The 20,983-nt window shown below is 62.7% G+C and carries 14 protein-coding genes and 1 pseudogene; 7 read left to right on the top strand and 8 right to left on the bottom strand.

Features of this window, described 5'->3' with window-relative positions; translation table 11 throughout:
* Positions 1–19: 19 nt before the first annotated feature.
* The 3 genes from NKI95_RS18165 (at position 20) to NKI95_RS18155 (ending at position 8,905) form a co-directional block, all read left to right on the top strand.
* On the top strand, positions 20–4,201 hold the full coding sequence (locus tag NKI95_RS18165; RefSeq protein WP_352718616.1) for a hypothetical protein: 4,182 nt from the start codon (positions 20–22) through the stop codon (positions 4,199–4,201).
* Positions 4,198–7,728, top strand: coding sequence for a hypothetical protein (locus NKI95_RS18160; RefSeq protein ID WP_352718613.1), 3,531 nt, complete (start codon positions 4,198–4,200; stop codon positions 7,726–7,728). The genes NKI95_RS18165 and NKI95_RS18160 overlap by 4 nt, the downstream gene beginning before the upstream one ends.
* A gap of 925 nt (positions 7,729–8,653) precedes the next feature.
* Complete coding sequence (locus NKI95_RS18155) at positions 8,654–8,905, top strand: DUF982 domain-containing protein (RefSeq protein ID WP_352531233.1); 252 nt, start codon at positions 8,654–8,656, stop codon at positions 8,903–8,905.
* Positions 8,906–9,535: 630 nt separating this feature from the next.
* On the opposite strand, the gene NKI95_RS18150 is transcribed toward NKI95_RS18155, so the two are convergent.
* Positions 9,536–9,733: a hypothetical protein gene (locus NKI95_RS18150; protein ID WP_352718610.1), complete on the bottom strand. Its 198-nt coding sequence runs from the start codon at positions 9,731–9,733 to the stop codon at positions 9,536–9,538.
* Between the two features lie 110 nt (positions 9,734–9,843).
* On the opposite strand from NKI95_RS18150, the gene NKI95_RS18145 reads away from it, so the two are divergent.
* Positions 9,844–10,353: a hypothetical protein gene (locus tag NKI95_RS18145; RefSeq protein ID WP_352718774.1), complete on the top strand. Its 510-nt coding sequence runs from the start codon at positions 9,844–9,846 to the stop codon at positions 10,351–10,353.
* An 807-nt stretch (positions 10,354–11,160) separates the two neighbouring features.
* On the opposite strand, the gene NKI95_RS18140 is transcribed toward NKI95_RS18145, so the two are convergent.
* Complete coding sequence (locus tag NKI95_RS18140; RefSeq protein ID WP_352718757.1) at positions 11,161–11,379, bottom strand: KTSC domain-containing protein; 219 nt, start codon at positions 11,377–11,379, stop codon at positions 11,161–11,163.
* 253 nt (positions 11,380–11,632) lie between these two features.
* Between NKI95_RS18140 and NKI95_RS18135 the strand changes: the two genes are divergently transcribed.
* On the top strand, positions 11,633–11,854 hold the full coding sequence (locus NKI95_RS18135) for a hypothetical protein (RefSeq protein WP_352718608.1): 222 nt from the start codon (positions 11,633–11,635) through the stop codon (positions 11,852–11,854).
* Positions 11,855–12,661: 807 nt separating this feature from the next.
* Entirely contained in the window at positions 12,662–13,114 is a 453-nt protein-coding gene (locus tag NKI95_RS18120) for a phasin (RefSeq protein ID WP_502894983.1), read from the top strand.
* Positions 13,115–13,923: 809 nt separating this feature from the next.
* Here NKI95_RS18120 and NKI95_RS18115 read toward each other — a convergent pair.
* Both NKI95_RS18115 and NKI95_RS18110 read right to left on the bottom strand, forming a co-directional pair.
* A pseudogene (locus tag NKI95_RS18115) lies at positions 13,924–14,645 on the bottom strand (transposase); the annotation flags it as partial.
* A gap of 165 nt (positions 14,646–14,810) precedes the next feature.
* Entirely contained in the window at positions 14,811–15,065 is a 255-nt protein-coding gene (locus NKI95_RS18110) for a transposase (RefSeq protein WP_352718606.1), read from the bottom strand.
* A 489-nt stretch (positions 15,066–15,554) separates the two neighbouring features.
* Between NKI95_RS18110 and NKI95_RS18105 the strand changes: the two genes are divergently transcribed.
* On the top strand, positions 15,555–15,839 hold the full coding sequence (locus NKI95_RS18105) for a hypothetical protein (protein ID WP_352453834.1): 285 nt from the start codon (positions 15,555–15,557) through the stop codon (positions 15,837–15,839).
* A 426-nt stretch (positions 15,840–16,265) separates the two neighbouring features.
* Here the strand turns inward: NKI95_RS18105 and NKI95_RS18100 are convergent, their stop codons facing one another.
* The 4 genes from NKI95_RS18100 to NKI95_RS18085 form a co-directional block, all read right to left on the bottom strand.
* On the bottom strand, positions 16,266–16,856 hold the full coding sequence (locus NKI95_RS18100) for an RES family NAD+ phosphorylase (RefSeq protein WP_352456130.1): 591 nt from the start codon (positions 16,854–16,856) through the stop codon (positions 16,266–16,268).
* A gap of 2 nt (positions 16,857–16,858) precedes the next feature.
* Positions 16,859–17,581: an antitoxin Xre/MbcA/ParS-like domain-containing protein gene (locus NKI95_RS18095; protein WP_352718603.1), complete on the bottom strand. Its 723-nt coding sequence runs from the start codon at positions 17,579–17,581 to the stop codon at positions 16,859–16,861.
* Between the two features lie 565 nt (positions 17,582–18,146).
* Positions 18,147–19,151 carry an ABC transporter substrate-binding protein gene (locus NKI95_RS18090; RefSeq protein WP_352718600.1) on the bottom strand — a complete coding sequence of 335 codons (1,005 nt, stop codon included), beginning with the start codon at positions 19,149–19,151 and terminating at the stop codon, positions 18,147–18,149.
* A gap of 695 nt (positions 19,152–19,846) precedes the next feature.
* The gene (locus NKI95_RS18085) at positions 19,847–20,974 is read right to left on the bottom strand and encodes an adenylate/guanylate cyclase domain-containing protein (protein WP_352718599.1); all 1,128 of its coding nucleotides are present in this window, start codon (positions 20,972–20,974) and stop codon (positions 19,847–19,849) included.
* Positions 20,975–20,983: the final 9 nt, after the last annotated feature.

The raw sequence follows: 20,983 nt of genomic DNA, 5'->3' as shown, positions 1-20,983 counted from the left end.
GTGGAGGCTGCACGCCTTCGTGCGTGGTGACGACGGCAACGTCGAGCACTTCTGGCCGAGTGATGGGGACCTGATGTTCGGTCCCGAGGATCTGGGGGGTAAATTCGACACCGACCCGATCGCGACGTTCGGGCCGGGCGGTCTCCATCTCATCGGCCGGGTCGGGTCGCGGCTGGTCGACTGGGTGTGGCCCGCAGCGGGGGAGCCCGCCCTTTTGGGAGCGCCGCAAGAGCTGGTCCTGCCTGGGCTGGCGGTGGCCGACCCTGATGTGCTCGTGTCCGGTGGCGCGCTCCAAGTGTTCGCACCGAGCTTGGACGGCCCGATGCGACGCTGGTTCCTGACCTCACTGGACGAGGGCTGGCAGGGGCCGGATGTCCTCACCGAGGACATTGCCGATCCTTCGGAGCGACCCTGTGCCGTTCGCCGGCCCGATGCCCTGATCGACGTGTTCTCGGTCGACACCGACAACAACGGCTTGCGACACTGGTTCCAGAGCGGCGGCGGCTGGGCGTCTGAGCACCTGTCGCGCTCCGTCGACGGCCAGAGGCTCGAGGGTCGGCCCACCGCACTATGGAGCGGGGAGCGTCGGCTAGACGTGTTCGCTGTCCGCAACGACGGGGTGCCCATCCACTGGGGGTTCGACGGCCAAACCTGGTTCACCGACGAGGTGCGAGTAGGAAGTCCGGGTGCGAAGCCGGGCGAGCTGACCCTGATCAGCCCGAGGGAGCGCCGGCTAACTTTGATCGCGAGCACGAACGGTGCCGGTGCACCCCTGCTGTCTGGTTGGGACCTGCACGACCAGCCGCCCTTCGGATGGCTGGGCCCCCAAGATATGGAGGGGGGCAGTACGCCGACTACAGTCTGGCTCGCCCTGACCTCGCCGGACGACAGTAGCAGCCCCTCGCGGGGCCAGATGAACACGCTGTCCCGCACCGCTGACGGCTCATTCTCCTACCAGCTGTGGACCCTAACGAACGAGCACTCGATCGACGGCCGCTTCGGCTGGGAGAGTGCGCCCCACTTACTCAAGCTGGCCGAGCCACCATACCCACCGGAGACCTTCACGCCTGCGAACGTCGACCCCAACCTTCTCGCGCGGCGTCCCGATGATCTCGTGCTCATGGGCGTGCGATGGAACGACGCAGTCCAGATCGAGCCCGGGGAGCCGACTGAGCTGGTCGCCAGCAGGGGTGCGCAGCTCACCGTGACCCTCCCACCACAGCACGTGGCCGAACAGGTGGTCGACGGGAGAGGGCCGGCCACACCGTCGGTTGACCCGCAGTTCACAGGCGGAGTCCCGGTCTGGAGTGCGAGCGCGTCCGGTCCGAGCCGTGTCGTGGTGTCTTTGGAAGCCGGCACCCGCGTACCTCTCACAGTCGAGGGGGTATTGGAGGCACTGCTGCACGGTGCGCTTGTCCCTTCGTCCGATGCGACCGACACGGGTACCCAGATTGAGCTGCCCTACCGGTTCCTGATGACCCCGTTCCGTGACGACGAAGTCGCGATTGGTCTCGACCATGCGCCCACGTCGGTCCAAGGCCCAGGCGGCGCGGTGGGGCTCTGGAACACGCGTATCTCGGCATCGGGTGTTGTTTCTGGCCAGCCCGCCGGGCTCACCCTGCGACCGCTGGCCGTCGACAACCACGATCCGTTCCGCACCAGTCTCTCGGGACCGTCCCGATCAAGGATTCTGCGAGAGGAGGCAACGGCGGATATCCACCGATTGCGCCTCAGCGCGCTAGGCGGCACACTGGCCGTTGCAGGGACGTGGCCGACGTTCGAGTGGGACCACGTCGCAACCCTCGGTCGTGACCAAAAGGTGCGGACGGCGACCCAGGGCGTAATTTGCCCCTACGGCAACCGCGCCATGTATGTTGAGACGAGCGAACGCCAGTTAGAGGCGACCGCTGAGGGTTCGGTGGCCCACCTGCGGAAGCGGTCGGTACTGATCATTACCGAACCCGTCCGCGACCTACCCCCTTCGCGCGCCTTCCCGTTCCAGCGGGTGGAGTTCCAACGGACCCTGGTCGACTTCGGCGCAGACCCGGTCTTCGAGGGAAAGAAGACGTTCCCCGTCCCAGGGGTCGACGAGCTCATCGCGACACAGTCTCGATTTAGATCGTCCGCTAGGGACCTCAGGGAGACGATCGACGGCGGCGATATGGGTCCCATCGCGGGTCAGTTGCCGGTGGAAGACCTGGCGTTGGGCGGCGGAGGGATCGCGGACGAGGTGGCCCATGCCGCCTCGCAGTATGTTGACTTCTTCGTCGAAATCGCTCGCATCGAGGAGCAACTGCGGGCGCTGCAGCTCTTCACCAACGTGCCCGTGGACGTCTTCATGGTGCCGGGTGGCGTCGATACCCCGCTGCGCTTCCCGATCCTGCTGTCCGCTGCCTCGTCGCAGGTACAGGTGGACGTGCCGGTCGTCTTCGTCGCCGACATCCGCAGGCCCGACGGCCTGCTCCACCCGTCGTACCGCTCGTTGGAGGATAAGTTTATCCTGGACGGGGTGGAAGCCGCCTACATCAAGGCCGGCGACGGTGAGGTGGCAATCGCCCCTACACGCATCGACATGGTGGGGTCCGGGCTTGGACAGGCGACTGACCGGCCGGAGGTACGTCGCCTTCACATCGTCGGCGAGTCGCGCGACGGCGGCTTCGCTCCCCGGCTGGGGATCGCGCCCAAGGCCGACGAGGACGTCCCTCCCGATCGGCGGTGGGGCTTTGAGATGGCCCTGCCCGAGATCGGGACGCTGTCCGGTCAGGTCGCCGCCGCTACCCCGGTCCTACGGATGGCGTTGAGCACCGAACTGCTCAGCGGCGCTCCCGACCCGAGGCTGCTCTTCCGCGCTCCGAAAGACGTCGATGCCGTGACGGCCCCGTTCTCCGGCGATTCGTCGCGCAGTGGGGGGCTGTCGGCCCCGGACTTGAAAATCAACGCAGTCTCCCGGGCGGGCGGGCCGGTGGACGCGGCGACGTTCCTCGCCCAGGTGACCGGCGGCGACCTCAGGCCCGCAAGCTTCCTCGACGAGTCTGCATCACTGCTCGGCTTCTCTCTCATCGACCTGATCAAAGACGCCGCGCTCACTGGCACGCCGGAGATCCTCGCCGACCCGACTCCCGGGCGCCCGCCCAGGGTGACCATGACGTGGCTGCAAGTGCCGTTGCAGACCAAGGACTCCTTCCTGGCAGCCGACGACGCCACCATGGACATCGAGGTCGTGCTGTCGCCGACCGAGCACCGGGTTCGTTGCACCGTGTCCAACGTCGCCCTTGCCTTTCCGACCGCCGACGAAGACGACAAGCTGCTTGAGGTCCGCTTCAAAAGGCTCGAGTTCTTACAGGAGGGCAGCAACGTCCCATCAATTGACGTTGATCTGAAGGGAGCCCAGTTCTTCGGCTTCCTCAAGCTGCTTGAGGACCTGCAGAATTCCGTGAAGTTTGCCGGCGGGACTCCCGGCGTGCACGCCTCCGACACGGGGGTCACCGCAACTTTCGACCTGCCGGTGCCCAACGTCACGACCGGTGGCTTCCAACTCACCGGACTGACGTTCCACGGTTTCGTCGACGTACCGTTCGACGAACGACCGGTCAGCATCGGGCTGGCCTTTGCTAGCCGGCAGGACCCATTTAACGTCAGTGTTCTGGCGCTCGGAGGCGGTGGATATGTCGACATCGTGCTCGACAAGTCCGGCCTCAAACAGCTGGAGATCGCCCTAGAGTTCGGGGCCAGCCTTGAGATCGACTTCATCGTCGCCTCCGGCGAAGTACACGCTATGGGCGGCATCCGCGTCGTCAAGGACGAGGAATTTGACCTCGAGGCTTACCTGAGGTTCGGCGGGATGGTCGAGGTTTTGGGTCTGGTGTCAGTTTCGATTGAGCTGCTGGTCACCCTCACCTGGAAGGCGGACCGCGAAGCGCTCGTGGGCCAGGCCACACTTGTGCTGGAGATCGATCTGTTCCTGTTCAGCGACAGTGTGGAGATCGACAGCGGCGAGTGGACGATCGGCGGTGACGACCGGCAGGTGAACCAGCCGCTGCCGCCGCCCAACATACCTCCCGGCCCCCGATTCGCGCTCGATCCGGCGCTGGGACTCGATCTGGGGCACGGCTTCGCCGCCACCGGTGGCGCGGTGACCCATCTCGATGTCGACGCCTGGCGCGCATATCGCGCTGCCTTCGACGAGGGAGCGCTGCCGTGAGTACACTGACCCTGATCCCCGTGCCCGGTGGCCGGGTACGCAATGGCAAAGCGGTGCTCAGCGTCGTGATAACGCCGCGTCTTACCCAGGCCCTCGCGACAGCGGGCATGGGTGACTGGCCATCGGTCATCAACGCCGCCGCGAACGGATTCGCCGTACACACGAGGGCGACAGGCAGCACCACCGCGGACGCCAGCAGCCCAACGGCGACCCTCCTCTCCGTGGCTCGCACCGACGTCTGGGAGGCGTTTTTCGGCACGATTGGTGTCACCCCGGCCACGGCCTCGCCCCGCGGCTACCACCCACCGGCCGTTCTGGAGACGACCAAGGACGCCGCCGCCGTGCGGCAGACCTACCTCAACACCGCAATGGCCATCGGCAGTCCCGAGGCGGTCGAGCGCGAACTCGACAAGTGGCATGGTGAGGTGGCCCGGCCCACGCAGACCGAGCGGGACACGGCCGTAGGCCGCGTAGGTGCGCCCGACTTCCACCGCGCCGTCGCGATGCTGCGCGAGCATCCGCAGATGCTGAGGCTCCTGGGCCTGATCGTGGACCTTGAGCTGGAGGGTCTCCCGCAGGCGGCCGCGCGTGAGGTGTCGGTGACATGGGACGGCTCGCCGGTGAACGTCGTACCCCGTTGGACGAGGTACGAGTTCGACGGCAATCTGTTCCTCCCGACGGCGTCTGGCGATGTCGGCCGCGGCGTGGTTGACCTGCGCGACGAGGAGCGATGGCGGATCGTCGGCTTCGACGTCGACGGCGCAGTGGGCAAGCTGCGTGGGGCTGCACGGATGCTCGCCACCGACCGGTCGCGCCGGGCGGAGGGCGCACCGGCCGACGGGGGGCGGCCAAGCCTTCCGCCCTTGCGCTCGGCCGGCCTGATGCTCACGCGCGTCGGTCGTAAGGAGCAGCTCGCCCAGCGCAGCGCGCAGAGCCTGGCCGCGTCAGCCGACGAATTGGCCGACAAGGTGCTTACCGCCGAAGATCTGGTGCTAGGCTACCGCATCGACGTGCGCGTGGAGGACACGGACACGTGGTTCTCCTTGCACCGCCGCAACGCCACCTATCGCATCGGAGACCTGCCAGGGATCAAGGTCGTTGACGAGGAGGGCCACGTCAAGGCGCACGCGGCCGTGATCGACGAGAAGGGCCTGCGCACCGACGAGGTCGTCGCTCGATGGGATGGTTGGAGCCTATCAGTGCCGCGTCAGCGTCTGGACGGGGCGCCCAGCCCCAATCGCCGCTCGGCGTTGGAGATGCCTTACGACTTCGAGGTGCAATACCGCGTGGTGGACACCTCATTGGTGGAGCTGGAGTTCGGACGCAGCTATCAGCTGCGGGCCCGGGTGGCCGACATCGCCGGCGGCGGGCTGGCTCTGACGGATCCTGCGGTAGGTGACGCAGCTAGCACTACGGCCTATGTGCGCTACGAGCCAGTCCCGCCGCCCCAGGTTGTCGTTCCTCCCGGACTCATGGTCGCGGACGCGTTTCAGCCGGGGAATTTCCGCATCGACGCTGCGGTTCTCGGCCCTGGAGGTTCCTTGGAACGCCTGGTGATCCGGTCGGAGCCCGACGGCGACGCATTCACGACGGTGCCGTTTGCCGACGACCCGGCCTACCCGGTCAACGACCACCGCACCGTCGTGGCGCCGGTGACGACCTTTTCCCTCGCCGAGCAGCACGGCGTGCTGCGCCTGACCGACGAGCAGGGCTTGTCGCTTGCGTCGCTGGCGTTCGCCAACGGTCAAGCGGGGGAGGTATCGCTGAACGGCCAGCCGGTGACGCAGCTGCCCGACCCTGCGGCGCTCGGCGTTGGAGTGGCGATCCTGGCGCAGCCCGGCCTGCTGGCGAAGGACGTGCACGACGAGCGACCGTGGGAGGGCGCCTGGCCTACCCGGGCCAGCAAGGTCGTCGAGGTGACGGCCGGACCGGCGCAGTCGATGCCCAGGGTGCGTTGGGTGACCCAGGACGACCCCGGGTCACCCAACGGGTCGTCGTCGCCGCGCGTACAGATAGAGCTGCCACCCGGCTGCCAGGTCGAGGTCGAGGTGACCTCTACGGTTCTGACGGGCTGGATCGACAACTTTGCCCTCAACCGCTTCCTGTCCGAGGGCCTAGCGTCGAACGCCGACGGAAATGCAGCGCAGACCGCCATGTCGACAGGCCGGCACCCCCTGCTGAGCCCGCCGCGCCGGCTGCTCGCCTCGCACGCCGTCCGCCTCCCTTTGCGCGCCGCGCACGGTACGGCGCAGGTCGACCGCGCCCGCGACGAAACAGTGGCCCGGCTGCTTCCGACCGACGACCCGGTCTGGGGTATACACGTGCCGAGCACCGGCTCTGTGCGGGTTGGCGCGACCTGGCGAGAGTGGGGCGACTCGGCCGAGCCGACGACTGCTTCGGCGTCGGTGACACAGCTGAACCTGCCCCGGGGCAGCACGGCGCTCCCGCCCGTAAGCCACGACTTTGGCGACACCAAGCACCGGACGGTGGCGTTCGGCCTGACTTCGATCAGCCGCTTCCGCGACTGCTTCGCGGACACCAGGGACGACCCCTTTGAGCTGCCGGGGACCCTGGAGGATGTCTCCGTGCCCAGCACGGCCCGACCACGGGCCCTGGTCCCGCTCTCGGTGGTCCCCGCGTTCCGCTGGGAAGAGGACCGAGCCGCCGGCACCGTGACGCGCCGCCGCCGGGGTGGCCGGCTTCGGGTCGAGTTGGCCCGTCCCTGGTTCACGACCGGAGAGGGCGAGGCGGTCGCCGTGATACTGTGGCCACGGGAGGAGACCGCGCTGCCCGCGGAGTTGCGCGACCAGGTGACCTGGTGCAACCGCGACCCGATCCACGCGACCTCCACGCTGCCCGCGCTCGCGGCCGAAGCGCAGTTCACCGGTGCCCAGCAAGCCGTCGACGTACCGATTGCGCCCGGGGGCCCGGTGGTGCGCGCGCTCGTCTACCCGGTGTTCTTCCACAACGACCATTGGTACGCCGACATCGAGCTGCCCGGCGTCGCGTCTGCGTCGTACGCGCCCTTTGTGCGGCTGGCGCTCGCTCGGTTCCAGGACCAGAGCCTGGTAGGCCCCGACCTCGACCTCCGGATGTCCTCGGTCGTGGCAACCGACCTAGCGCCGGCGCTCCCCGACCGCACCCTCACCGTTGCTCGGGAGGGCGCTGGTTTCACGGTGACCCTCGCCGGGCTGGCCCGCGCCTTTACGGGTCAGCCCAACCGAGTGTTCGCGTCGCTCGAGCGCCTCACAGGTCCGGCCGGCGTCACCGCGGGCGACCTGACCTCGCTGACCGCGGGCGACCTGAGCTTCTCCTCCTGGAACCGCGTGTCCGGCAGCACCGCGACGGGCGTCGTCGGTGACGCGCTGGCCGTAGTGGTGCCCTCCGGCGTAGCGGGTGACCTGCGCTTGGTGGTCCGAGAGGTCGAGGAGATGACCGAGAACGTCACCGCCCTCGGCATCGACGCACCGGACGAGCTGGCCGACCGCACCGTGTTCGTCGACGTGGTGGACCTGTCGACCCTGTGACGTCGCGGGCTGAGTGCAAGTCCGAATGTCGGCCATTCTCGCTGTCCGCCTAAGCCTAGCCTAGCCGTCACGGCGGAGGCGCGCGACCGAAGTTTCAGGGTTCGATCGACAGGCTGGTGGCGCGGCTTGAGGAAATTATGCCGCGTCCGCGAACGGTCCGATATCCTAGTCCAGCGTGCGCCATGTTGATGTTGCACGCGCCGCCTGGATTCGCACGTGTTGAACTTTCGCGCTCGCCTACGAATGTCAGCTGTTGGGTTCCGCAACGCCAATCTGAACGACCGCAATCAGGCGCTGAGCTGTCATCGGCATCGCGCAATTCGAACTTCGCCGCGGTGGATCTTCACCTGTTCCGTGGTGTCGCTTGGCAGTTAATGATGAGAATGCGGTCGCTTCGGTTAGGTTTGGCAATTAGTTGCGAGAATGGGGCAGCCCGGATTCTCAATTTAACTGCAATCGCATCAGCGTGAAGATCATGAATTCTTTGAATTTTCATACCCTGTCTTCGGGAAATTCGACCCGTTACGTTGCCGACGCTGCTTCTCACATTAAATGCGAATGGCCCGGTATGATTATCAAATTAAGTGCACGTTTTCAAATTAAGTGCACAGCTAACCAACTGAAATGATTGACATCCGATTCTCATAATTAACTGCAAAGGGACATCCCCAGAAATGAGTATTGACTTCGGTCTCCGATTTCAGCGCCGGCAACTGACCAAGGCATAGCGGGCTCGTAACGATAAGGACGGTTCTCGCCATTTAAGGACCGCAACGCGTTGGCGAGTCTAGTCTGAGCGATCAAGCCCGCGCTTTGGACGAGGTCCCATCCTCACAGAATGTTCGCCCACCGGGCCAAACGTGACGCAACGGAACGGATGGTTCACCCGTAAGGTCTTGGGGAGATTGCGAAAGGAGACCAGCATATGACCTGCGAACGAGACGTCGGCACGTTCGAAGAGCCCGTGACGGTTTTGCTGTCCTCGGGCAAAGTCAGTGTTTCGAGCACCCGCGAAGCCGCCGAAATGCTGCTTTACCGCTGGCCCATTGGAGAAACCGGGCGCCGCATCCAGGCTCGCATGGCGTGCATGAAGGTGCTCGGTGGCGGCAGCGCACCGGAGATAGCGCGCGTGGCATTTCTCAGCGCCGCCAAGGAAGCGAAAATCCTGAACGCTTGACATCTCGTCAATGCGTGCCCCACCACTGTCCATCGTGCATCACTCTTGTAGCGGCCGTTACATTTGTGCAAACATCGTGCGTCGATCATGCGGAGACGCCGACGCGAGTTGACTCGCTCTATGGCGAGTTCGACGTAGAGATCTGGCGGCCGCGGCAACCATGCCCTGATTGAGGAAAGCAGCTTGATCGGCCGTGTCGGACTAGCCGCGGGCCTGTCCGGATCTGGTGTAGCAAGGCATGGCTGCTGTGCTCGAGGTTTTCGACGCGATCCGCTCGGCGCATACATGGCAATCGTCAATGAGCTGCGCGGCCGCGTTCATCAGGGGCATGCCCTTGCCGGCATCCTCTATACCTCCGGCGCCTCACGAGGGATCGCTATCGGCAAATGAGACTATTCGGTCCCGGATGACCAAAGCTGACGCATTTCGTTCCGCCGTCGCTTGGATCGACCAGTCGCTCGCGCATGTCGCCGAGGCAGTGGAGCGCATGCCCGATGACAGGTTCCTCGCCGAGCACCAGGCCGCGCACGATGAGCCGCGCTCGCCGTCTGTCGACCTGGTTGCCGCCGTGCTTGAGCGCGAGTGGTGCCGGTGGCCTGAAGGTCGCGACGAATCAACCGCCGGCCCAGTTCAACTCGCACGACGTCCTTCAAAGCTGGGGGGATCGATCTTCACCAAGCGGTCTGCGGCTTCGACCGCAGGTCGTATCCTGCTGCACAGCGCGAGATTTTCGGCCAGCATTTCTTCAGTGCGTTGAAGCGCGAGCTCGGTCCGGTGGATGCGCTGCCTGGCATTGGCAACTTCCGCTGTCAAAAGATCGGCCGCCATCCCGTGGCCGTGGGGTTCCATAGTGTCCGTGGGTTTCTAATACATGGGGGGCGATATCGTTCCCTGATGTCGGGCGAAACGGCGGGCCGCAGAAAAGCGCGATGGGCCGAATGACCAATGCGCTCCCTGTCAAAACAGCGCCAGAAACAGGCGAACGGCTTCGGCCGCGCTACGTCCCACGGGCAGAGGCGATCACGGTCCAGAGGGCCATTGATCTGTTCAGGCACGACTACAACGTAAGCGAAGACACACTCAGGCGGCTGGTGATCAAGCACCGTCTTCACAACCAGACAATGCCCGGTGCTCCGTGGAGAATAAGCGCTCCCGGTTTGGCTCTGTCGCTCGCCGGCGATGATGACGCGCTTGCGCGGTTGAGGCAGGACGTCGCGAGCACCCGGACGCCGTCAGTGCCTCATCGCGAGTTCGGACCATGGCTGCGCGACCAGCCTATCACCTACGATTTGGCTTTGAAGGCGATCGTTGCGCGTACGGGCCACTTCAATCAGGGCTGGAAGGACAGTGCCGATGCGATCTTCCATACCGACGGCACTGTTCCCAAAGGACCGATCGCCTTAGTCGAGGTGCAAGGTTACGTCTTCGCAGCATACCAACCGCGCTGAACGCTCGCACCTACCAAGCCGGACAGCGTTACTGGTCGCTGCATGTTGCTGCCATCGCGCGCGCGGCGTTAGCGCCAACATAAGGAAGACGTGGGGCTTGAGGCCCCACACCCCCACTCCGTTCCGCTTCGCGGACGGATATGCTTGCTCCCTCGGTCGTGCGGCACTATCCGGTGTTGAGCCATATTGCTTTTGAGAATGAAGGATGCGGCTGATCGCCGTCGCATAGCGGCTGATCTCGGCGTCGATCTGGCTTGGGGTAAAGCCTCGGCGTTCGAGCTTCTTCCGCTCCTGTGACTTGTCGATGCCCGGATTAGAACCGACAACATCGCGACGGGCTATGAGGGCAGGCCGCATGACGGGCCGGTAGAGGACGAATCGAAGCACTTGGTCTACTGCCCAGTCTGCGGCCAGACGTTCGACGCGCGCGATCTTGGACAGGTCTTCCACCACGCTGAGCCGCAGCACGAGCCGCTTCCGGTCGAGCAATAGTCCAGCTAGTTGAGCTCCGGCGGCAGACCGACGTTGAGACCCTTCAGCGCGCCACCGACGTACGTTGGATGAGAAAAGGGTGCTGCGTGCACCGCGCCTTCCCCGCGCGCCGATGCTCCACCTGGACCGCAAAAAAGTCCCGCCGCACTGCCAGAACGGCGGGAGCGATCAAACGCTTTGCACCAGGCGGGGGGATGCGGGGGGTGGGCTTGCCAAGTGAGCGCGGACCGTAACCAACCCTAAGCGCCACAGCGGCAACGCGTCCACCAACCGCCGGTTGGAGCGACAGGACGATTGAGCCGCCGGCAGGTCAGGTCATCCCGAATCGCTATCGCTCGCAACCAGACGGTAGCGGAAATTGTTGCGGATGTGGTCGTTGAAATAGCGGCCCTTGGCGAACGCGGCCCGGAACGCGGCAAAGGTTTCCGGCGGTACCCCCTCAAACTCGTACCGCTTCCCGCTGGCGACGAACCACACCGAGAGGGTCCTTCTATCCAGATCATATTCCATCTTGCGGATCGAAGTAGATGGCATGAGCACCACAGGCCGAGGCCCGCGCCCTTGCGGGGAGCGCGGGCCGATCGGGATACCGATCTGCAGCAATACCTGGAGGGGGAGGATTCGCTGCGTGCACCGAACTTTCGCGGCGGTCCCGTGTTCCCAATCGAGATACACAAAAAGCTAGCTGCACCTTTCGGCATCACGCGGACGTTGGATTTTTGAGAAAGCGCGAGCGTCAATTTTCCCATGAGATAGGCACGCTCCACGGCGAAAGGAGTGCCCCGCCATGACCGTCCTCGCCTACAACCTTGCCAATGACATCAAAGGATCGTGGAGGGTCGTCTTCGTGCGGGACGAACTGCATCTGTACGTGGAATTCAGCCAGCCAGACGCCGACACAAACCCGGTTGATTGGATGAGCGTTGATGATTTCCTTGCATGGCGGCCGAAAGGCGCACTCCACAAGCGAGGGCGCGACAGCTTGGTTTCGCTCATTTGCAAGGGTTGACAGGGCGATGAGACAAGGGAGAACCCGCGCCGAGATCAAGTGCGAGCGCCGCGGGTGGGATTCGACGTTCCGAAGGCACCGCGACGATGCCGCCAACGCGATAGCTAAAGCTCTTATCGGTGAGGCGCGCGGGCTTGGCTTTGAAGCGTCAGCGGAGCGACATTTGCACCTTTCGCTCGGTGATCGCATCTTGATCCTGACGTGATGAACGCACTGGCTGATTACGCTGGGCGGCGCGAGGTGGCCCGTCTTGCGGTTATGCTCGATCTTGGCAAGCTGCTGCGCTGGATATTCAAAACCGTTGCTCCTGAACTCAGCGCAGATAGCGAATCGTCCAGGTTTCCTGGGAATCGACGACCATGTTTGAGCATGAATCCGCCAACCTGCTGACGATGCATGACCAGTGTATCGACCGCCGCTGAGCAGGCGCACACCAGATCCCGCATGGGCACCGCGAGGCGAGAGGATAAAAGCCAAGGCGCCGAATGACCATTGGAAGATCGTGACCTTCCTGGCGGCGCTGCGCCACGACCGTGTGGATGCACCATCGCTCATCGACGGACCGATCAACGGCGATAGGTTCAAAAATCTATGACGACAAAGTTCTCGTCCCACCCTCAAGCCCGGCGACATTGTCGTCATGGATCATGCCTCGGCAGGCGAAAAGTTCAGCGGGTTAACGCTGGGACAAAGAGGATGGTGCGTCGCACAAAAATGTTGCAATGCACTATAAATGCCGTAACGTCAGTTTCGTAAATGAACGAGACGGCTTTTGTGAAGGGCCGTCCACCGGAAAGGATGGAAACTATGGCCAAGACCGATGACACCGTTGAAAATACCTCATTCCCCACCTTCGACGCGTCGAAGGCTGCCGACCAGGTCCGCGCTGTCGCCGAAAAGGGCGTCGAGCAGTCGAAAGAAGCCTATGCGAAATTTGCCTCAGGCACCGAGACGACCCAGAAGGCTCTGCAGTCGAGCTTCGAAACCGCCAAGACCGTCGGCAACGAGTTGTCGCTGAAGACAATTGCTGCTCTGCGCGCCAATGCCGAAGCCGGCTTCTCGCACCTCGAAGCCCTGGTTGCCGTGAAGTCGCCGTCCGAGTTCATCGAAGTCCAGACTGCCTTCTTGCGCACGCAGCTCGAAAAGACCGTCGAGCAGGCCAAGGAATTTCAGGCCGTGACGACCAAGGCTGCCGAAGATGTATCGAGGCCGATCAAGGATGTCGTTGAAAAGGCGATGAAAGATCTCAAAGTCGCCTAATTGAGTCTAAGCGATCGGAGATACCCGCAAAACGACGCCCTTCTCCAGCCGCCTTTTTCTTTTGGGCTGACCGGCTATGTGTCTCTTACGTCAGCTTTGGAAGGCGGGCCTCGGTTTTTGATCGCTGGTCGTCTAGCGACGCGTTCATGTCTCTGATGGCATCGATAATTTGCTCCAAGGCTATTCCGAGCTGACTTTGAGCGCGGACTGGCTCGCGCGGCGGAGCTTGCCGTCCAGGGCAACACCTATATGCGAGGTAGCCGAGAACGATCCGGAGCTTAAGCGCGCTATCGAGGCGGCAGAGCAGACCCGAGAGGGGCCGGCAGAAGTGCAGGGCAAAACCCCTGCAAATGTCGATGCCGTGACCGAACAGCAGCGAGATCGTCGCCCCGAGGAGGCCGAGCGCCGGCCGGACGAACCGTCCGAACTGGGTCGACCGTAGATGCTACAAATCGGCTGCAGGATAAGTTCGACAGCGACAAGGAGGCCGCACAACGCGGCAGCGAAACGACGCGGACCGATCCGGCGCAACAGCATATCCCTCGCCTCGAGGAGTTGGAGCGCGACGAACTATAAAGAAGGGAACGCGACCGCGACGACCGGGTCCGTTAGAGGGCCACGTTCAATCGACAGGTTTACGTTTACCAGAGCAACGACCCGAAAGATGACGAGGGGTTTGGCAAGCTATCTGTTTCGTTTTCTTCCTGGGCGCACTGCAGGTTGCTTAGGAAACGGTGTCTGGCTGGTACCAAAATTTCATGCAGTGGAGCAGCGAAATGGAGTGCGCCCCTGAAGGTGGACAGATATCAGGCTGCTGATTTGCCAGTCTGCCGGATGTGTTGATCCTCGAACTGCTGCGGGCTCAGATATCCGAGCGCCGAATGGAGCCTGCGTTTGTTGTAGACCTCCTCGATGAAGCGGGGAAGGTGATCAATGACGTCGTCGAAGGTTTCGAAGGCCATCGGGTAGACCGCCTCGACCTTCAGCGTCTTCATGAAGCTCTCCGCCTTGGCGTTGTCGTAAGGATTGCCTCTGCGGCCCATCGAGCCCGTCAGGCCGTTTGTTTCCAGCGCTTCGCGGTAAATCTGCGCAGCGTATTGGGAGCCCCGATCGGAATGATGAATGCAGCCGGACACCGGCTGGCGCCGTTCAATGGCCGCTTCAAGGCTGCCATCGTCAGCCGCGCATCGATCGATCGGCCAATGGCGTAGCCGGCGATCATGCGCGACCAGGCGTCGAGAATGACTGCGACGTAGACGAAGCGGGTCGGCAGCGCGACATAGGTTATGTCGGAGACCCAGAGCTGGTTCGGGCGGGTTGCAACGATGTCCCTGGCCAGGTTGGGGAAGATCGGGCCATCATGATCGCTGTCGGTGCTGGCCACGAAGCGCCGCCTGATCCTGGGCTGCAGATCATGCTCGTGCATCAGGCGCCGGATCTTCTTGTGGCTCACGACGAGGCCTTGCTGACGCAGCGCAGCGCCGACACGGCGATAACCGTAGAACTCGAACTCGTCGCTGATCGAGAACATTGCCTCGACGATCGCGATGTCGTCGGCCGCGTTCTCCAGGGGATCGTAGTAGGTGGAGCGCGCGATCCCATCAACCGGCATCCTTCGGCAACGCTGATGCCGCAGGGCCGGTGATGACGGATGTAGTCCCGCTTCTCGGCCGCGGTGCGTTTCTCAGAGCCCCCTTTAGAAACTCAGTTCCAGAGCCTGCTTACCGACCAACCGTTCGAGCGCTGCGATCCGGGCTTCGTATTCCTGGATCAGGTCAGCGGCCTGCGCATCATCGTCGAACGCTCCTTGCTCATATTTGCGCACCCAGATGCGGATCAGGTTGCGCGAGACATCGTGATGCTTAGCCAAGCCGTGCGGCGTCTCGCCGGCGATGAACTCCTGCGCGACCTCGCGTTTGAACTCGATGCTGTGACCGCGGTGCTTTGCCATGGGTTCTCTCTCCGAAAACCCGGAAGGCTGGTCAATCCACACATCCCGATCTGTCCACCCTCAGGGGCGCACTCCAAAATGCCGGCTTTTTTGGCCGGCTTTTGGCCGTTCTGATAGTGCGGGCCTGCGCCACTCAAGCCGTATGCAAGGATAAGAAGATGGCAGACGAACCGAACCGGAATCCGACTGCTGATGAAATAGCCGGCATGCAGTGGTGGAATTCACTTACCGAGACTGAGCGCGCGGACTGCTGGCCCGGGCGGATTCGGCAGTGCCTGCCGAGGCTTGGGCAGCATATAAACGACAAGGAACGCTCGATCTACAACCTCCTGGCGGGATCCACTAGAGCGGCTGACAGTCGCTCGCGGGAAGGTGGCCGGCGCCGTTGGGGGGCGTTGGGGTAGATTTGCCTGTTAGGCGCCGGCCAGGCGGGATTGGGGTCTCCCGCCGCAGGAAGAAGCTAACAGAGGCAAGTGAAGTGGGTATGGCGTGATCGCGGAAGGTGGCCCGGAGCACGGCACCGGCCTCTCCGGAAATCGCTTGCTAGTAGCGCCAACCTTGCTTGAATTCGTCGATGAACCATCGCTCGACGTCGTCCCGCACCGAAGTGCTGCTTCGGAATTTCAAGTGGCCCGGCGACTTCTGCTCAAGCCAAGAAAAGAAATCGGAAAATCTTGGATTCTCTGGCTGATGAGGAAGCCCGCGCTCTTCAGCCCATTTTGTGCAAAAGTAGCGAACACCCTGTTCTGCTTCATCCCTAGTCATGACGGGTGATCACCCAAAGGCAAGTCTTCTGTTCCGACACAAAAGCAAGGCGCCGACGACGCTGGTGCGTTCGAACGGCAGCGTGCTAGCCATCCGCGTCCCGCCGATCAATTTGAGACGGCAATTGAGACCGACAACCCGCCGAGCTTTACGGCCAAAGGAAAGTCGGCGGCCCATCTTTCAATGAGCATTGCCTGAACCCACCGACCTGCGGATTGCCAGTGGCCCCGCGATTCGCAGCTTTGCCGGAACAGAGGCGTGCCGTCTAGCAATGTAGGCGTGTACCGTTCCAGGTGCGGAAGTTTTCGAGACTTCTGCCTTAAACCCTCTCAGCCATTGCTCCAGATGTGATGTTTTCATGCCATCCTGCGTCACGCGCCAGCGCTCGCGTTGCGCAGCACGAGTGATCTAGGTTAGAGATAGCCCGACGGCTCCTTACGAAAGGTCGCCGCGGATAACCCGAACGTTCAGCTGCCTCAACGCCGGCACGAGTTCGGCATGCCGTTCGAGCGCCGTGGCCCGTCGGGCCTTGAGCCTGCCCTCAACGGCGCGGTCGTAGACCGCCACGCATTCCGCTCCGGTCAGCCGCGAATAGTAAAGGATCCCGTCAACTGCGAACCCGTTAAAGAGAGCCTGGCTCAGCTTCCGGCCTTCCTCCTGTTGTTTGGCACGTGCAGCGTCGGTGCTGATCCCAAGCCGCAGCAGGCCGGTGGTCCGGACGTCGATCACCGTCAGGGGCGACGTAGCAGAGACTTCGGACACGGCCCAGCCAGCGATTTCCGAGAGATGCAGCATGCGGTAAGATTTTCCCTCGAACCGGTCGCGAATAATCGTCTCGGCGATCGCCGTCGCCAGGTCGCGAGCAATGTAGAGGACCATGAAGGACCGGTCGGGGCTTGCGAAGCGCGATTGTCCGAACCCCATGCCCAATGGAGTAGCTGCGTACTCCTGTCGCATTGCCCGCAGGTAGTGTTGCGGCTGGAACCTGATTGCCAGGTCCGCGACGACTTCGGCGTCAAGCTCCACGATCAGCCGAAATCGAACTCGGCGTCAGCGACGACCTCATCGATGCGCCCAGCCTTGAGTCGGTCGAGCGGAGTTTCGCCGGTGTCGCTCACATGCTGCTGGGTCAGCCACAGCCACGTCGCACGAGGATTCCCGATGATCTTCGTGATCCGGGCCATGTCCTCAACAGGACGACCGTCGACGAATTGGGCGAGCGGAAATACGTGCTTCCGCTCGCCCTTGAGCAGTCCGATCACGGCTCCGCGCCTTTGCCAATCGTGCAGGGTCGAACGCTTCGTCCCGAACATCTTTTCGATCTCGCCGGGACCGGCGACAGGACCAGCCCAATCCTCAAGGCGTGTCGGCGTTGCATATTCAGCGAGGCGCAGCCGGCCCTCTTCAAGATCAAAGACCTTCCCGCGGCCTGCGCCTTGGCTGACCTCCAGGGGCTTTTCGACCTCTACTGGAGCAAGTATCTTACTGGGTCGGGCGAGCTGCGTAACCACATTCTCCACTGCTCTCGCCAGGGCCTGTTCGTGCGCAGCGATCTGGCGCTGCTCGGCAGGGGACAGACGAGACGTTACCGCCGTCAGCGCGGCGACCGCCTTGCCGGCGGCTTTCAGAGCGGACTTGGATATTCCTGGATGCCGTCGCGATAACACATCGAGAATGTCAGCGACCGTCTCACGATCGACCTTTGCATCTGCGCGAACTGCCGAGTTGCGAGCGTTCATAATGACCACCATTGGTACCATATTTCTCGCCCTAGATAGTACGGATTGTTCGAAATGTCCAGATTGTAGTCTGGCAAATTTGCACCTGTTGCTGGTGATCTGGACCCATTCCGGACCTTCCTGACGCCGGATCCCTTTCCCGAAAGGCGGCGTCCACAGAACCAACGCTCATGACCCGAAAAGGACCTCTGACCATCGCATGGCGAATGACCGCTTCGCGCCTAATGTCGGCCGTTGAGCAGCCCAAAGCCGTAACCCAAAAGCGGACATTCGAGCGAACAGACGACATAACACGTTTGCGACATTTGTTGCCGTGTGGTTGCTGTTGATGGAAACGGCTGCTCCCACGAAACAGCAGTCCTCCAGAGACAACTAATATCTGGAGGCTGGTTGCTGCCACCATCCGGCGGCGTTGGTCGCCGCGAAAATCGCGCAGCGACACGCGCGTCCCGTCATGCGATGTCAGCGTGATGTCCTGAGCCAGTCCGATTGTCGGCAGGCGCTCGTCCTTCGGCGCGTCGTGCTCACTCGCCCGCGCTATGACCAGCGCCAAGGCGTGACTGCGTCTGCTAGGGTCTCAGGCCTTCAACTCGCGTTTGAGCTCCTCGAGGAAACGCCAGTCCGTTCCGTTGGACAGGATTTGTTGCGGGCTCGACTTGATCATGCCGGTCTCCTGCATGCGCAGCGCATAGAAGCGCACGCTGTCTTCGGCGTCGAACACGCGCCACTTGTCGTGCTGAGCACCGTTCAGCGTCCCAAGCGCTTCGTCATAGTTGGGTAGAAAGCCTCGGTCGACGAGCTGCTGTGCCGCCAACGACGGATCAGAAGCGCACAGGTCAGCGGATTTGAGAATGGCGCGCAACACCCGCTTCGTCGCGACCGGGTATCTGCTCACATAGTCCGCATTGCCGGCAACCATGCAGCAAAAGTATTGCGACCACGGGCGGTCGGTCCCGTTGTTGACGATCGTATGGCCGATCTTCCGGGCGTGCAGGATCTGCGGTTCGGGCGGACCTGCCATGTAGGCATCGACCTTGCCGTCGATGAACATTTGCATTGGGGCTTGTTCACCCTCCACCCACTCGATATCGTGCACGGGATCAAGCCCGACATAGTTGGCCATGAGAGCCGTCAGGATGTGAGGATGCGACTCCACCGACCCTCCCCCGACGCGCTTTCCACGCAGATCCCTGATGCTGCGGACGCTGTCGTTGCCGATCAACTCGAAGCAGCCGGAATGCACGCCGATCAGCACTTTCACCGGCACGCCGGCGTCGATGGACCTAATGTGCATCGACGGCATGTTCATGTCGAAATCGATCAGGCCGGCGGAGAGCCACTTGGAATTGTCGATGTGGGTGTCGCCTTCGACATATTGGATATCGGTGAAACCGTCGGCGCGCAGAAGTTCTCCGGCAAGGTACATGGACGCCCAACAGTAAGCGCCTCCGACCCACTGCCCCAAGCGGACGGTTGTCGTTTCCAGAGCAGGCTCCCCGGCCGCACTGGATGTGCGAACATTGAGGAGCCCGGCACCGCCGATCGCCGACAGGCCGGTCAGGAATGTGCGACGATCCTGCATTAGCTTCATCGGGACGCTCCTTTGGCAAATTGATCATCCCTAGGAATCAACCAAATGACCCAATAGAGGACGGACAATGCGTGAGCGCGCCGAGTAATCGCGAGTTGGAGCACGCCCTGTTCAAGGCGGGAGTCTTCTCGTTCTTCAGTCGCTGGCCAAGAACGCTTTCAGCCAACGATTAACGACCATACGCCTTCTCAACGTTCGTGGCGAGGGCAATGCTCTCAGCCAAGGCCAAGCCCTTTACGGAACCCTCGTACCTTCCAGGGCGCTGACAAAACGGATCCATCGGGTAATTGCCAAAAGGCGCCTTCTCGAACCAATTCGAGACGTTCGAGTTCATCCCACGTGACGACTGGATCGGGTCCAAAGTTCGCGTTGGCAGAGGGCTGGCTTGCGCCACGGACGCTGCACCCATCCGCTACGGCCATCTTGTCCAGGCGCTGTTCATAGGTTGGGCTGGACTTCCGGAAACTCCTGTCGCGCCTTGTGGCGACCGGGCTTGAAAGAAGCCAACCAGGTATCTGTAACGTGCCTTGCGAGCTGACGTTGGGAAGTTTCCCCGAGCGAGGCGAATAGGGAGCAACGGCCATGGAGCTCAAAGGCCGTCCGATCGCTGATCGGTCTAGCTGCCCGCATCATTGTATGGCCCATTCAGCGCAGGAGGCGATCTATCTCATTAGGCACAGTGATCCCTAGCTTGGCCGACCGATCCACCGCACAATTTCATAGGCAGGCATCGGTCGGCGAAAGCCCTTCAGCGTCAGTTCGCCAACGGCGACGGACTCAACCAGGGATTCGACGGCACCAACGACCCGCTGGCTGACGAGAATCTGGCGTGGCCTGGCTTCCTCGCATAATCGGGCGGCGTGGTTCGACACTGTGCCTATCACTGCATAATCGGCGCGCTGATCGAAACCGATCCGCCCGATGGTTGCATGGCCTCGGGCGATGCCGATTCCGAAGCCGAGCAAGTGATCGCGCTTGCGCCATTGCTCTGAATGCTCGTCAATCGCATCACGCATCGCCGCAGCCATGCGGACGGCTCTCTCCGTATGGTCGGCGCAGGGCAGTGGATCGTTGAAAACGACGACGATACCGTCGCCCACGAATCGCTCAAGAGTTCCCTCGTAGCGGACGATTTGTTCACCAAGACAGGCGTGGTATTCGCCAAGAACCGCCATCACCTCCTCAGGTTCGGCAGTCTCGGCGAAGGCTGTAAAGCCGCGTAGATCGCAGAAAACGACGGTCACCTCGCGACGGTGACTTTGCAGAAGCGTGTCGCCATTTCCCGCCGCAAGGATGAGGTCGGCGACCTGCGCGGGCAGGAAACGCCGGAGCCGGCCCATTCGCTCGATCTCGATCACCTGCTCCGCCAGGGTCTGCTCGAGCGAGCGGTTCCAATCGGAAAGCTGCACGGCTTGGCTTGCGACGGTATCGTGAAGCGCCTTCTGGCGCAGCATCGAGCGCACCCGCGCCAACAGCGCCTGGTGCTCGAAGGGCTTTGTCAAATAGTCATCGCCCCCGGCGTCCAGCCCCTCGACCACATCGCGCGTGTCGGCTTTTGCGGTGACAAGAATGACCGGGATCGATCGCAGCGAGAGATCCTGCTTCAGCATGCGCACCACGCTGATGCCGTCGAGCTTCGGCATCATGATGTCGAGCAGGATCAGATCCGGCGTGAGTTCGCGGGCTTTCGCAAGCCCCTCTTCACCATCGGCGGCGGTTGCAACTTCGTAGCCATTCGCCTCGAGGCGCATGCGCAGGATCTCAAGGTTCTCCGGAGTATCGTCGACCGCGAGAATGCGAGGCGGATCGTGCAAGGCACTGTC

This window comes from Mesorhizobium sp. M0306 (genome assembly GCF_040321655.1).
Taxonomy (GTDB): domain Bacteria; phylum Pseudomonadota; class Alphaproteobacteria; order Rhizobiales; family Rhizobiaceae; genus Mesorhizobium.
The sequence above is the reverse complement of the archived record's forward strand: the minus strand, read 5'-3'. Positions and strand labels throughout refer to the sequence as shown.